At 51.8% G+C, this 13,919-nt stretch carries 11 protein-coding genes and 1 pseudogene; 3 read left to right on the plus strand and 9 right to left on the minus strand.

The window, feature by feature from the left end:
• Positions 1–34 precede the first annotated feature (34 nt).
• Together cls and KTH07_RS10380 are read left to right on the plus strand one after the other, a co-directional pair.
• On the plus strand, positions 35–1,495 hold the full coding sequence (gene cls, locus KTH07_RS10375) for a cardiolipin synthase (RefSeq protein WP_003856750.1): 1,461 nt from the start codon (positions 35–37) through the stop codon (positions 1,493–1,495).
• 33 nt (positions 1,496–1,528) lie between these two features.
• Positions 1,529–1,858: an HI1450 family dsDNA-mimic protein gene (locus KTH07_RS10380; RefSeq protein ID WP_003856748.1), complete on the plus strand. Its 330-nt coding sequence runs from the start codon at positions 1,529–1,531 to the stop codon at positions 1,856–1,858.
• A 30-nt stretch (positions 1,859–1,888) separates the two neighbouring features.
• On the opposite strand, the pseudogene KTH07_RS10385 reads toward KTH07_RS10380, so the two are convergent.
• The 7 genes and pseudogenes from KTH07_RS10385 to KTH07_RS10415 all read right to left on the minus strand — a co-directional run bounded on the left by KTH07_RS10385 (position 1,889) and on the right by KTH07_RS10415 (position 9,770).
• A pseudogene (locus KTH07_RS10385) lies at positions 1,889–2,756 on the minus strand (ion transporter).
• 14 nt (positions 2,757–2,770) lie between these two features.
• Positions 2,771–3,775, minus strand: coding sequence for a murein tripeptide/oligopeptide ABC transporter ATP-binding protein OppF (oppF, locus tag KTH07_RS10390; protein WP_017384233.1), 1,005 nt, complete (start codon positions 3,773–3,775; stop codon positions 2,771–2,773).
• The gene (locus tag KTH07_RS10395; RefSeq protein ID WP_023303844.1) at positions 3,772–4,785 is read right to left on the minus strand and encodes an ABC transporter ATP-binding protein; all 1,014 of its coding nucleotides are present in this window, start codon (positions 4,783–4,785) and stop codon (positions 3,772–3,774) included. Before KTH07_RS10395 ends, oppF begins: the two co-directional genes overlap by 4 nt.
• Positions 4,786–4,796: 11 nt before the next feature.
• Entirely contained in the window at positions 4,797–5,705 is a 909-nt protein-coding gene (gene oppC / locus KTH07_RS10400) for an oligopeptide ABC transporter permease OppC (protein ID WP_003856740.1), read from the minus strand.
• 12 nt (positions 5,706–5,717) lie between these two features.
• Entirely contained in the window at positions 5,718–6,638 is a 921-nt protein-coding gene (gene oppB, locus KTH07_RS10405; RefSeq protein ID WP_063161929.1) for an oligopeptide ABC transporter permease OppB, read from the minus strand.
• Between the two features lie 82 nt (positions 6,639–6,720).
• Complete coding sequence (oppA, locus tag KTH07_RS10410; protein ID WP_003856736.1) at positions 6,721–8,352, minus strand: oligopeptide ABC transporter substrate-binding protein OppA; 1,632 nt, start codon at positions 8,350–8,352, stop codon at positions 6,721–6,723.
• A 770-nt stretch (positions 8,353–9,122) separates the two neighbouring features.
• Complete coding sequence (locus tag KTH07_RS10415) at positions 9,123–9,770, minus strand: YchE family NAAT transporter (protein WP_017384236.1); 648 nt, start codon at positions 9,768–9,770, stop codon at positions 9,123–9,125.
• Positions 9,771–10,250: 480 nt separating this feature from the next.
• On the opposite strand from KTH07_RS10415, the gene adhE reads away from it, so the two are divergent.
• Positions 10,251–12,932 (plus strand): bifunctional acetaldehyde-CoA/alcohol dehydrogenase, encoded by a 2,682-nt coding sequence (gene adhE / locus KTH07_RS10420; protein ID WP_032103375.1) that lies wholly within the window; start codon positions 10,251–10,253, stop codon positions 12,930–12,932.
• Between the two features lie 70 nt (positions 12,933–13,002).
• Here adhE and tdk read toward each other — a convergent pair whose 3' ends face one another.
• On the minus strand, positions 13,003–13,617 hold the full coding sequence (gene tdk / locus KTH07_RS10425) for a thymidine kinase (protein ID WP_026080678.1): 615 nt from the start codon (positions 13,615–13,617) through the stop codon (positions 13,003–13,005).
• A 41-nt stretch (positions 13,618–13,658) separates the two neighbouring features.
• Positions 13,659–13,847 (minus strand): hypothetical protein, encoded by a 189-nt coding sequence (locus tag KTH07_RS10430; protein WP_123912598.1) that lies wholly within the window; start codon positions 13,845–13,847, stop codon positions 13,659–13,661.
• Positions 13,848–13,919 lie beyond the last annotated feature (72 nt).

The raw sequence follows: 13,919 nt of genomic DNA on the forward strand, positions 1-13,919 counted from the left end.
CATAACAATACGCTTTCAAAAGGATTTTTTATTTATGACAACCTTCTACACCGTGGTGAGTTGGCTGGTCATTTTAGGATACTGGCTGTTAATTGCCGGGGTGACGTTGCGCATTCTGATGAAACGCAGAGCGGTACCTTCCGCCATGGCCTGGCTTCTGATTATCTACATTCTGCCGCTGGTGGGCATCATTGCCTATCTCTCTTTCGGTGAACTTCATCTGGGTAAACGCCGGGCCGAACGCGCCCGCGCCATGTGGCCCTCCACGGCGAAATGGCTTGCCGACCTTAAAGCCTGCAAGCATATCTTCGCTGAAGAGAACAGCAGCGTGGCCGCATCTCTGTTCAAGCTGTGCGAACGCCGCCAGGGGATTGCTGGGGTAAAAGGCAATCAGCTGCAACTGATGACCTCTTCTGATGATGTGATGCAGGCGCTGATCCGTGATATCCAGCTCGCCCGGCATAATATCGAGATGGTGTTTTATATCTGGCAGCCGGGCGGCATGGCGGACCAGGTCGCCGAATCGCTAATGGCCGCTGCACGTCGCGGTATCCACTGCCGCCTGATGCTGGACTCCGCCGGCAGCGTGGCCTTTTTCCGTAGCCCGTGGGCAGGCATGATGCGCAACGCCGGTATCGAGGTGGTCGAGGCGCTAAAAGTGAATCTTTTCCGCGTCTTTCTGCGCCGCATGGATCTCCGCCAGCACCGGAAAATGGTTCTGATCGATAACTACATCGCCTACACCGGCAGCATGAACATGGTTGACCCCCGCTTCTTCAAGCAGGATTCCGGCGTGGGGCAATGGATCGATCTGATGGCGCGGATGGAGGGACCGATCGCGACCTCAATGGGCATCGTCTACTCCTGCGACTGGGAAATTGAAACCGGTAAACGCATTCTTCCCCCACCGCCGGATGGCAATATCATGCCGTTTGAGGAAGCCAGCGGGCACACTATCCACACTATCGCCTCCGGTCCTGGCTTCCCGGAAGATCTGATCCATCAGGCACTGCTGACCGCCGCGTACTCCGCGCGGGAATATCTGATCATGACCACGCCCTATTTCGTTCCCAGCGACGACCTTCTGCATGCCATCTGTACAGCGGCACAGCGCGGAGTGGATGTGAGCATTATTATGCCGCGCAAGAACGATTCGCTGCTGGTGGGATGGGCAAGCCGCGCGTTCTTTAGTGAGCTGCTGGCCGCAGGCGTTAAAATTTATCAGTTCGAAGGCGGCCTGTTACACACCAAGAGCGTGCTGGTGGACGGAGAGCTGAGCCTGGTGGGTACCGTCAACCTCGATATGCGCAGTCTGTGGCTGAATTTTGAAATTACGCTGGTCATTGATGACGCCGGGTTCGGTGGCGATCTGGCGGCGGTTCAGGACGATTATATCTCCCGCTCACGCCTGCTGGACGCCAGACTGTGGGCGAAACGTCCGCTCTGGCAGCGAATTGCCGAACGACTGTTTTACTTCTTTAGTCCGTTGCTGTAAAACGTGCCCAACGATGTTTAACAGGTAGTCATCATGGAAATGGATCTGAACAATCGCCTGACCGAAGACGAAACGCTCGAACAGGCCTACGATATTTTTCTCGAGCTGGCGGTCGATAATCTCGACCCTGCTGACGTCATTCTTTTCAACCTGCAATTCGAAGAGCGTGGCGGTGCAGAGCTGTTCGATCCGGCTGAAGACTGGGCCGAACATGTCGATTTTGATCTCAACCCGGACTTCTTCGCCGAGGTGGTGATTGGCCTTGCAGATGAAGACGGCGGAGAAATTAACGACATCTTTGCCCGCGTCCTGCTGTGCCGCGAGAAAGATCACAAACTGTGCCATATCCTCTGGCGCGAATAATAAAAAAGGCTGCCCGCGCAGCCTTTTTATTTAATCCGGTAAGGCATTTCCACAGCGGTGACAAAACCGCGCGCCGGGTTCATGATTCCCCTGCTGACAATTCGGACATTTGCGTTGCTGCTTGCTGTTCTGGAAGGCGCTGCTCATATGGGTGGTAATTAACCCCGTCGGAATCGCTATCACCGAATAGCCGATCAGGATAAGAACCGATGCCACAATACGTCCGAGCGGCGTATGCGGGGTAATATCGCCATAGCCCACGGTGGTCACCGTGACGATAGCCCAGTAAACAGACGCATTAAGCGTGGTAAACCCGTATTTCGGCCCTTCGATTAAATACATCAGGGAGCCAAAAACGATCATCACGATAGCAATAAACGAATAGAAGAGAATCAGCTGGTGGCGGGCGCTGACAATGGCAACCCAAAAAACCCGCAGCGACGGCATAAAGCGCAGCAGTTTGAGAATCCGTAACACACGAATCGCCCGCATTGCACGCCAGGCAAACACATAATTCAGGCTGATCTCAGGCCACAGCCACATGACATACAGCGGCAGGATGGTGGCTAAATCAATAAATCCCCAGAAGCTGAAAACGTATTTCGCCGGATTTGGCCAGCTAATGACCCTCAGCACATATTCCGCAGTAAACACCAGCGTGACAATCAATTCCAGCCAGACGAAAACGTGCCACTCCTCATACGTCATGTGGTACTGCGTTCCGGCGCCGGATTCGATAAAGATAATAATGACGCTAATCAGCGCAAATAAACCACACAGACCTTCGAAGCGGCGACCGGAAACCGTTTCAGGATCAAATAAAAGGTGATACAGCCGCTGGCGGGCCGACGTGAATAATCGCGACACATTAACCTCGAAAAATAAGGGCTGACATCATGTCAGCCCTTGCGATTATAACGGGTCTACTTTCAGGCAGGAAACCGCATGTCGGAAACTGCCCTCCAGAACCGGCCGTGTTTTTGCACATTCCGGCCCGGCTATTGGGCATCGAGTACGGAATACGCAGCCTGAAGGCGGGTTGATTGGCGAAGGCAGTTCACCTTCCAGAAGCTGAATGGTTTTATTTTTTTCCAGATCGGGGTCCGGAACGGGAACCGCAGACATCAGCGCTTTGGTATAAGGGTGCAGAGGATTGTGGTACACCTCATCATACGTGCCCAGCTCTACGGCGTGGCCCAGATACATGACCAGCACACGGTCCGAAATGTGTTTTACCACCGCCAGATCGTGGGCGATGAAGATCAGCGACAGCCCCATTTCCCGTTGCAGTTTCTGTAGCAGGTTAACCACCTGGGCCTGGATGGAAACGTCCAGCGCCGAAACTGGCTCATCACAGATAATCAGTTTTGGTTCAAGGATCAACGCGCGTGCGATACCGATACGCTGGCACTGACCGCCGGAAAACTCGTGTGGGTAGCGGTTGATGAGGTTAGGCAGCAGACCCACCTTGAGCATCATCGCTTTCACCCGATCGCGAATTTCCTGGCGCGGCATCTTCGGATGATAGGTGCGCAGCGGCTCGGCAATGATTTCGCCAATGGTCATACGCGGGTTCAGGGACGCAAGTGGATCCTGGAAAATCATCTGGATGTCGCTGCGCACGTCGCGCCATTCATCCGGCTTCATCCCCAGCAAATCTTTGCCAAGCCAGGCCACTTTCCCGTCGGTGGCCTTCACCAGGCCGATGATCGCCCGCGCAAACGTCGATTTGCCGCAGCCGGATTCGCCCACCACGCCCAGGGTCTCGCCTTCGTACAGGCGTAGCGTGACGCCATCCACCGCTTTCAGGGTTTTGGCAGGCTGCCAGAACCACTGTTTACCGTCTTTGATATCGAAATGGACCTTCAGGTCAGCGATTTCGAGCAGCACATTTCTTTTTTCGTCGATCGCGTTCATATCAGCTCCTCCAGCGGCTTAAAGCAGGCGCGCAGACGGCCTGGGGCAAACGCTTCCAGCGGCGGTGCGCTGTTACAGATTTCCATCGCATGCGGACAACGCGGCTGGAACGGGCAGCCTTTTGGCAGACGCAGCAGGTTTGGCGGGTTGCCCGGGATAGTCAGCAGCGACTCCCCTTCCGCATCAAGACGCGGAACGGCATTCAGCAGCCCGATAGAGTACGGATGGGCTGGCTGGTAGAACACATCGCGAGCATTACCGTATTCCATCGTGCGGCCTGCATACATGACTAACACTTTGTCGCAGATCCCGGCAACGACGCCTAAATCGTGGGTGATCATGATGATGGCGGTATTGAACTCGCGCTTCAGCTCGTTCAGCAACGTCATGATCTGCGCCTGGACGGTCACGTCCAGAGCGGTGGTCGGTTCATCAGCGATCAGCAGTTTTGGTCGGCAAAGCAATGCCATCGCGATCATGACGCGCTGGCGCATACCGCCGGAGAACTCGTGTGGATACATGCGCATGCGCTTGCGTGCTTCAGGCATTTTCACCGCATCCAGCATTTTGACGGACTCTTCAAACGCTTCGGCTTTGCCCAGCCCCTTGTGGAGCATCAGCACTTCCATCAGCTGTTCACCCACCCGCATATAGGGGTTCAGGGACGTCATCGGATCCTGGAAAATCATTGAAATCTGCTCGGCGCGCAGCTTGTTCAGCTCATGTTCCGGCAAATTCAGGATCTCTTTCCCGTTAAACGTCGCCGAACCGCCGATCACGCCGTTTGACGCCAGCAGGCCCATCAGCGCGAATGCGGTCTGGGATTTACCGGAACCGGATTCGCCCACAATGCCCAGCGTTTCACCGGCACGCAGGTCGAAGTTGAGATCGTTAACGGCAGTAACATCACCGTCAGGGGTTTTAAACGTCACGCGGAGGTCTTTAACGTCCAGCAGTGCGCTGGTCCGCTGTTGCGCCTGTGGCGCGGTTGCCGTTTCAATAATGGTCATGACGGCGCTCCTTAACGGTCTTTCGGGTCGAGGGCATCACGCAGGCCATCGCCGATAAAGTTGAAACAGAACAGGGTAACGACCAGGAAGCCCGCCGGATACAGCAGTAACCACGGTGACACTTCCATGGAGTTTGCGCCATCACTTAACAGAGCGCCCCAGCTACTCAACGGCTCTTGCGTACCTAATCCCAGGAAGCTCAGGAAAGATTCAAACAGGATCATACTTGGCACCAGCAGGGAGGCGTACACCACCACCACGCCCAGCACGTTAGGAACGATATGACGCACCACAATATTGGCGGTAGAAACGCCGCCAACCTGTGCGGCTTCGATAAACTCCTTACGTTTGAGGCTCAGCGTCTGGCCGCGCACAATACGCGCCATATCCAGCCAGGACACCATCCCGATCGCCACGAAGATCAGCAGGATATTTTGACCAAAGAAGGTCACCAGCAGAATGACGAAGAACATGAACGGGAAGGAGTTCAGGATTTCTAGCAGACGCATCATCACGGAGTCCACTTTCCCGCCGAGGTAACCGGAAAGCGAGCCGTAAAGCGTGCCGACAATCACCGCCACCAGCGCCGCCGCGATGCCAACCATCAGGGAGATACGGCCGCCAATCGCCACACGCACCAGCAAATCACGCCCGGAGGAGTCGGTGCCGAAATAGTGCCCGGATTCCATATCCGGCGCGCTGGACATCATGCCCCAATCCGTATCGAAATAGGTGAACTGAGAGAGCATTGGTGCCAGGGTTACGAACAGCGCGATAAGCACCAGCACGACCAGGCTGGCAACGGCGGCACGGTTATGCATAAAACGACGGCGGGCGTCCTGCCAAAGGCTACGACCTTCGACCTCCAGCTTTTCACTGAAGTTTTCCAGCGCCTCGCTGTTTTTCTTACTCAACATCATGGCGTGCTCCAGTTAGTAACGGATTTTCGGGTCGATAACGGCATACAGCACATCGACAACGGCATTAAACAGAATGGTCAGCGCGCCCACGAGGATCGTCAGGCTCAGCACCAGCGAATAGTCACGGTTAAGCGCCCCGTTAACAAACAGCTGCCCGATGCCCGGCAGACCATAAATGGTTTCAATCACCATTGAACCCGTGATAATGCCGACGAAAGCCGGACCCATATAGGAGAGTACCGGTAACAGTGCAGGCTTGAGGGCATGACGGAAAATAATCCGGCGCATCGGCAGCCCTTTCGCACGGGCGGTACGGATGAAGTTCGAGTGCAGGACTTCAATCATTGAACCGCGGGTAATACGGGCGATGCTGGCGATGTAGGCCAGAGATAATGCCACCATCGGCAATATCATGAACTTCAGCGCCCCGCCGTTCCAGCCGCCCCCGGGAAGCCATTTCAGGGTTATGGCGAATATCATGACCAGCAACGGCGCGACAACGAAGCTGGGGATAACCACCCCGGTCATTGCGAGCCCCATTACGGCGTAATCCCATCGGGTATTTTGTTTTAGCGCAGCGATAACGCCCGCAGTGACACCGAGAACAACGGCCAGGATAAATGCAGCAGCCCCTAATTTAGCCGATACCGGGAAGCTGGACGCCACCAGGTCGTTAACGGAATAGTCTTTATATTTAAATGACGGACCAAAATCACCGTGTGCAAGCTGCTTCAGATAGTTGAAGTACTGCGTGGTGATAGGATCGTTTAAATGGTATTTCGCTTCGATGTTGGCCATAACTTCTGGCGGAAGCGTGCGTTCACCGGTAAAAGGACTGCCCGGTGCAAGACGCATCATGAAGAAGGAAATTGTAATTAGAATAAATAACGTTGGAATCGCTTCAAGACAGCGACGCAGGATAAATTTCAACATTGCCCGTACCTTCTGGCGTGTGCCTGATGAATGTTACAAAATAGACACAGTGGGGCAAGCTCGCTCGCCCCACGTATTGCCATTAATGCTTGATAATATAAAGATTCTTAACGGAAATATTATCCAACGGGTCTTTACCGGTATAACCCCCTACCCATGGTTTCACCAGGCGGGCGTTAACGTAGTAGTAAACCGGAACGATCGCAGAGTCTTTATCGAGCTGTTGTTCTGATTTCGCGTACAGATCGGCGCGCTGGGCGTCATCTGCCACCTTCAGGGTTTCGCCAATCAGCTTATCAAACGCCGGGCTCTTATAGTGTGCGGTATTGTTCGAACTGTCGCTCAGCATGGTGTTCAGGAATGAGGTCGGTTCGTTATAGTCCGCACACCATCCTGCACGTGCCACGTCAAAGGTTCCCTGGTGGCGCGTATCGAGGAAGGTTTTCCATTCCTGGTTTTCCAGCTTCACGTTCACGCCGAGGTTTTTCTTCCAGATTGACGCGACGGCAATAGCCAGTTTTTTATGCAGATCGGAGGTGTTGTACAGCAGGCTAAAGGTCAGCGGCTTGTCGGCGGTATAGCCAGCTTCAGCCAGCAGTTTTTTCGCTTCTTCGTTACGTTTTTCCTGGGACCATTTGAACCATTCAGGTTCAACCAGCTTCATACCGTCGGTGTAAGGCGGGGTGTAGCTGTAAGCCGGCAGGTCGCCCTGATTCTTCACTTTATTCACGATAATGTCGCGATCCAGAGCCAGCTTCAGTGCGGTACGAACACGTACGTCGGTGAACGGTGCTTTCTGGTTGTTAATTTCGTAATAGTAGGTGCACAGATACGGATCGACGTGAACTTCTTTAGGGATCTCTTTTTTCAGCTTCTGGAACAGTTCAATCGGCATATTGTTATAGGTCATGTCGATTTCACCGCTGCGGTAGCGGTTTACGTCCGTCACTTCAGAAGAGATTGGCAGGTAGGTGACCTGATTGATAACGGTCTTCGCATTATCCCAATACTGCGGGTTGCGCTCCAGCACCATACGTTCGTTAACGACCCAGTCCTTCAGCTTATATGCACCGTTGGTCACAATATTCGCAGGCTGCGTCCATTTTTCACCAAATTTTTCTACTGCGGATTTTGGTACCGGGGAGACGGACGGGTGAACCAGCAGCTTATAGAAGTACGGAACAGGTTCGCTCAACGTCACTTCAAAGGTGTTGGCATCGATGGCTTTTACGCCCAGGTCGGTTACTGGCTTTTTACCCGTGATGATGTCATCGATATTGGCAATATGGCCATACTGGAGGTAACTCGCATACGGGGAGGCGGTATTCGGATCCGCCAGACGCTGCCAGCTATAGACGAAATCTTCGGCGGTAACCGGCGTACCGTCGGACCATTTCGCATCTTTACGCAGATGGAAGGTCCAGACTTTAAAATCTTTGTTGTCCCATTTTTCCGCCACGCCCGGAGCCGGGTGGCCGTCTACGTCAGTCACCAGCAGACCTTCAAACAGATCGCGGTTAACGTTAGACTCTGGAACACCTTCAATTTTGTGCGGATCAAGAGACTGCACTTCCGCACCGTTATTACGTACCAGCGTTTGCTTCTCAGCCAGCTGAACACCAGCAGGAACGTCCGCAGCCATTGCAGCGTTGCCCGCGATTAGCGCAGTTAAAATCCCCGCCGCTACCAGACTTTTTTTTGTGATGATGGACATTGTGTTGATACTCCACTCATTATAATGACCGGCCTTCGCCAGTTGTGTAATCCCCTGTTGGGGCCTGTACAGCGCAGGAGTTTTTTTTGCTACTGTCAGGTTCTTTTTTTACTTCTTGCTATCACCGACTTCATTATTACTGACCGCTCGTACGGCGGTCTTGCGTCGATTCTTTACACCTCTCCCCTGTCAGAGAGATGCGTTGGATATCTTATGTGAGGGCTATATGAAAATAGTTCTCATCAACTTGTTTAATGCTGCAAAATATAAGGCCGGAAAGTACCAAATGGTGCCAACTCTCGCCAATACATTTTGCAAATTTGTTAAGCATTTCTCTTTTACGATGGCTGGCATAACTGTGGTGCCAACCCTGGCTTACGCCGAAATCAAAAAAAAGAGAAGTAATTCATACAGATAAGAAATTTTGTTGCTACAAACGCGACGACAAAGCTTGGCTGAACGATTTTTCACGATAATTTAACAATTGATTATTATTTAGCACATTCGTCTGAGCCAGCGTCGAAATTACTAATATCATTTCGGTTATCTGTCAGCAAGCCCCAGAGTATCATGTGAGTAAAATAACAGAGGGTTTGAGGGATTTATGCGCGGCAAGGGGAAATGAAAATAAACAACCCCTTGAAAAACAACAGAAGAGGATTATTAGTAGAACTTATTATGACTGGCGCCTATTTCAACTTTATTTATATGATTTGCAGATAATCACGTAAAAAAAACGGAGCCGCTGGCTCCGCTCTTTCAAATGAAAGTCAGTGTACTAACCCGGGGAATATACTTTTAATACCGGTAACGATAAATTCGATGCCCAACGCCATTAACAACAGACCCATGATACGGGTAATCACGTTGATGCCCGTTTGTCCCAGCAAGCGAACCAGCCATGGCGCCATACGAAATACACCCCAGCAGCACAGCGCGAACAGCGCAATAGCGACGGAAAAGCCAATCAGGTGCATCAGGCTGTGGTAGCGCGTTCCCCAGACAATAGTGGAACTGATCGCCCCCGGGCCCGCCATCAGCGGCAGCGCCAGTGGCACAACCCCGATGCTCTCGCGGATAGCTGTCTCTGATTTTTCCTGCTTGTTCTGTTTATCCTCCCCCAGCTTGCCGCTGATCATCGACATGGCAATCGTCACCACCAGGATCCCGCCTGCTATACGGAACGAATCAATCGAGATGCCGAAGACCTGAAGAATGGCGTCCCCGAGATAAAGAGACGTAAGTAGGATGATCGCCACCGACAGGTTTGCCGTCAGGTTGGTTTTATTTCGTGCCGCAGCCGTCTGATAGCTGGTCATACTAATGAAGACAGGGATGATCCCTACCGGGTTAACCAGAGCAAACAAGCCGATAAAAAACTTGAAATATGTAGGGAAATCAAAGAGCGTTTGAATCACATTAAGCTCCGCAATTGAGCATGGCCAGGGAGAAACTGCGTGTCATGATAAATCCGCGCTGAAGATACGCTTTTTAGCCGCATACTTCACCAGAAATCTGTTCTTAAACGTTATCAATTCATGATGTTAAACATTTGTGTAATCAATGATATCGCTGCTTCCAATAGTTACTTAATTATTTAACAGTAGAATAATTAGCACAAAATAACCCTGCTGAAAGGTATCAGCTTAGGACAAAATTGATCTCGATCATAATTTTCGTACTCAGAAGTGAGTAATCTTGGTTACGCCGCCAGGGAGATCACCTATCAAAAAGGTATGATGCTAAGGTAAGGCTCTTTTAGTAAATTAGTGAGCTGGAGCAGTGAGTAATCCTTTGTTTTACTGTGTGTTACGCAAGTGGGATCGGCTCTGACTATACTGTCAGACGTATCGAGCGCTGGTTTACTAAAAGAGTTTAAACATTATCAGGAGAGCATTATGGCTGTTACCAATATCGCTGAACTGAACGCCCTCGTCGAGCGCGTAAAAAAAGCCCAGCGTGAATATGCCAATTTCACCCAAGAACAGGTTGATAAAATCTTCCGCGCGGCCGCTCTGGCTGCTGCTGATGCTCGAATCCCTCTCGCTAAAATGGCCGTTGCCGAATCCGGCATGGGTATCGTTGAAGATAAAGTGATCAAAAACCACTTTGCTTCAGAGTATATCTACAACGCCTATAAAGATGAGAAAACCTGCGGTGTGCTGTCAGAAGACGATACTTTCGGCACCATCACCATCGCAGAACCGATCGGCATCATTTGCGGTATCGTTCCAACCACTAACCCAACCTCTACCGCCATCTTCAAATCTCTCATCAGTCTGAAGACACGTAACGCAATCATTTTCTCCCCGCATCCACGTGCGAAGGACGCCACCAACAAAGCAGCAGATATCGTGCTTCAGGCTGCTATTGCGGCGGGTGCACCAAAAGATCTCATCGGCTGGATCGACCAACCTTCTGTTGAACTGTCCAACGCCCTGATGCATCACCCGGACATTAACCTGATTCTGGCGACCGGTGGTCCTGGTATGGTTAAAGCAGCGTACAGCTCCGGTAAACCAGCCATCGGCGTAGGCGCAGGTAATACCCCTGTGGTGATCGACGAAACGGCTGATATCAAGCGTGCTGTTGCCTCTGTGCTGATGTCTAAAACCTTCGATAACGGCGTTATCTGTGCATCTGAACAGTCTGTTGTCGTGGTTGATTCGGTATACGACGCCGTTCGTGAACGTTTCGCCAGCCACGGCGGCTACCTGTTGCAAGGTAAAGAACTGAAAGCCGTTCAGGACGTGATTCTGAAAAATGGTGCGCTGAACGCGGCTATCGTAGGTCAGCCTGCGTATAAAATCGCTGAGCTCGCTGGCTTTAGCGTCCCTGCTACCACCAAGATTCTGATTGGTGAAGTGAAAGTCGTTGATGAAAGTGAGCCGTTTGCTCACGAGAAACTCTCCCCGACGCTGGCAATGTACCGTGCGAAAGATTTCGATGACGCGGTAGATAAAGCAGAGAAGCTGGTGGCGATGGGCGGTATCGGCCACACCTCTTGCCTGTACACCGACCAGGATAACCAGCCTGAGCGTGTTGCTTACTTCGGTCAGAAGATGAAGACGGCACGTATCCTGATCAACACCCCTGCTTCTCAGGGTGGTATCGGTGACCTTTACAACTTCAAACTCGCACCTTCCCTGACTCTGGGTTGTGGTTCCTGGGGTGGTAACTCCATCTCTGAAAACGTTGGTCCAAAACACCTGATCAACAAGAAAACCGTTGCTAAGCGAGCTGAAAACATGTTGTGGCACAAACTTCCGAAATCTATCTACTTCCGCCGCGGCTCTCTGCCAATCGCGCTGGATGAAGTGATTACTGATGGCCACAAACGTGCGCTCATCGTGACCGACCGTTTCCTGTTCAACAATGGCTATGCAGACCAGATCACCTCTGTTCTGAAAGCGGCTGGCGTCGAAACTGAAGTCTTCTTTGAAGTTGAAGCTGACCCAACCCTGAGCGTTGTACGTAAAGGCGCTGAACTGGCGAACTCCTTCAAACCTGATGTGATCATCGCACTGGGTGGCGGTTCCCCAATGGACGCCGCGAAAATTATGTGGGTGATGTACGAACATCCGGAAACTCACTTCGAAGAACTGGCGCTGCGCTTTATGGATATCCGTAAACGTATCTACAAGTTCCCGAAAATGGGCGTGAAAGCGAAAATGATCGCCGTCACCACCACTTCCGGTACCGGTTCAGAAGTGACGCCATTTGCCGTTGTGACTGATGACGCAACTGGTCAGAAATACCCGCTGGCTGACTACGCACTGACGCCAGATATGGCTATCGTTGACGCCAACCTGGTCATGGAAATGCCGAAATCACTGTGTGCGTTCGGTGGTCTGGATGCGGTAACTCACGCTCTGGAAGCTTACGTTTCCGTACTGGCTTCTGAGTTCTCTGACGGTCAGGCTTTGCAGGCGCTGAAACTGCTGAAAGAAAACCTGCCAGCTTCTTACAACGAAGGTTCGAAAAACCCTGTTGCGCGTGAACGTGTACACAGTGCGGCAACCATCGCGGGCATTGCGTTTGCTAACGCCTTCCTGGGTGTCTGTCACTCCATGGCGCACAAGCTGGGTTCACAGTTCCACATTCCTCACGGTCTGGCGAACGCCCTGTTGATCAGCAACGTTATCCGCTATAACGCCAACGACAACCCAACCAAGCAGACTGCATTCAGCCAGTACGACCGCCCACAGGCGCGCCGTCGTTATGCTGAAATCGCAGATCACCTCGGTCTGAGCGCACCGGGCGACCGTACTGCCGCGAAGATCGAGAAACTGCTGGCATGGCTGGAGAGCCTGAAGGCTGAACTGGGTATTCCTAAATCTATCCGCGAAGCAGGCGTTCAGGAAGCTGACTTCCTCGCTCACGTAGATAAGCTGTCTGAAGATGCATTCGATGACCAGTGTACTGGTGCTAACCCGCGCTACCCACTGATTTCCGAACTGAAACAGATCCTGCTGGATACTTATTACGGTCGTAACTTCACTGAAAGCGATGTCGCTGCCGTAAAAGTTGAAATCCCCGCAGTTGTAAAGGCTGACAAGAAAGCGAAGAAAAATGCTTGATTGACAGTATGATAAAAAAACCCGCCGCTGGCGGGTTTTTTTATATCTGAGGATCCGTAAAACATTCTTATTATTTTCGATTGTCGCCCTGTAACGCCGTCAGCGAGCCTACAGCCAGCGCCTCTTTATAATGCTTGCGGCAGACCGAGACATAACGTTCATTGCCTCCTATCACCACCTGCTCGCCATCAGCATAGGGTTTACCCGACTGGTCCAGGCGAAGAACCATACTTGCCTTGCGGCCACAAAAGCAGATTGTTTTCAGCTCAACCAGCTTATCCGACCAGGCCAGTAGATACTGACTGCCGGCAAATAATTCCCCACGAAAATCGGTACGTAATCCATAGCAAAGAACGGGAATATCCAGCTCATCAACGACCTCTGAAAGCGCATGGACCTGCTCTCGGGTCAGGAACTGGCTTTCATCTACCAAAACGCAATGGACAGGCTTGAAGGCATGCTCGGCACGAATGTCCTCCAGCAGGTCCGTTTCAGGGTTAAACAGCCTTGCAGGCGACGAGAGCCCTATTCTTGAGCTCACCTTCCCTGCCCCAAAGCGATCGTCGATTTCGGCGGTATAAACAACGGTACGCATCCCCCGCTCCTGATAATTGTATGAGGATTGCAGTAACGCCGTCGATTTCCCTGCATTCATTGCCGAATAGTAGAAATAAAGTTGTGCCATTGGCCGAAGAACCCTAATCAATGTGTAATATTCCCGATGGATCATTGTACCATATTTTGTACCGTCATCAGCGGCGGGCTGCGCTCTCCAGCCTGCCATGCATCAGTAAATCCTTCGCGAATAGCGCAAAATAATGCGTTAAAACAGGCAGTAAAGGCATTAAACACTGACAATAAGGTGAGTCCGCAACCAGAGATAACACTTCTTTTTATAGTGTCTTCTTCGTTCATTAAAATTCACTATTTATTAACTATTCTTGTCTTCGCTGCGCTTACTCGGGGTAATACAAAAGGCTGATATTT

It is taken from the genome of Enterobacter cloacae complex sp. ECL72, from assembly GCF_019056635.1.
GTDB lineage: Bacteria > Pseudomonadota > Gammaproteobacteria > Enterobacterales > Enterobacteriaceae > Enterobacter > Enterobacter hormaechei_C.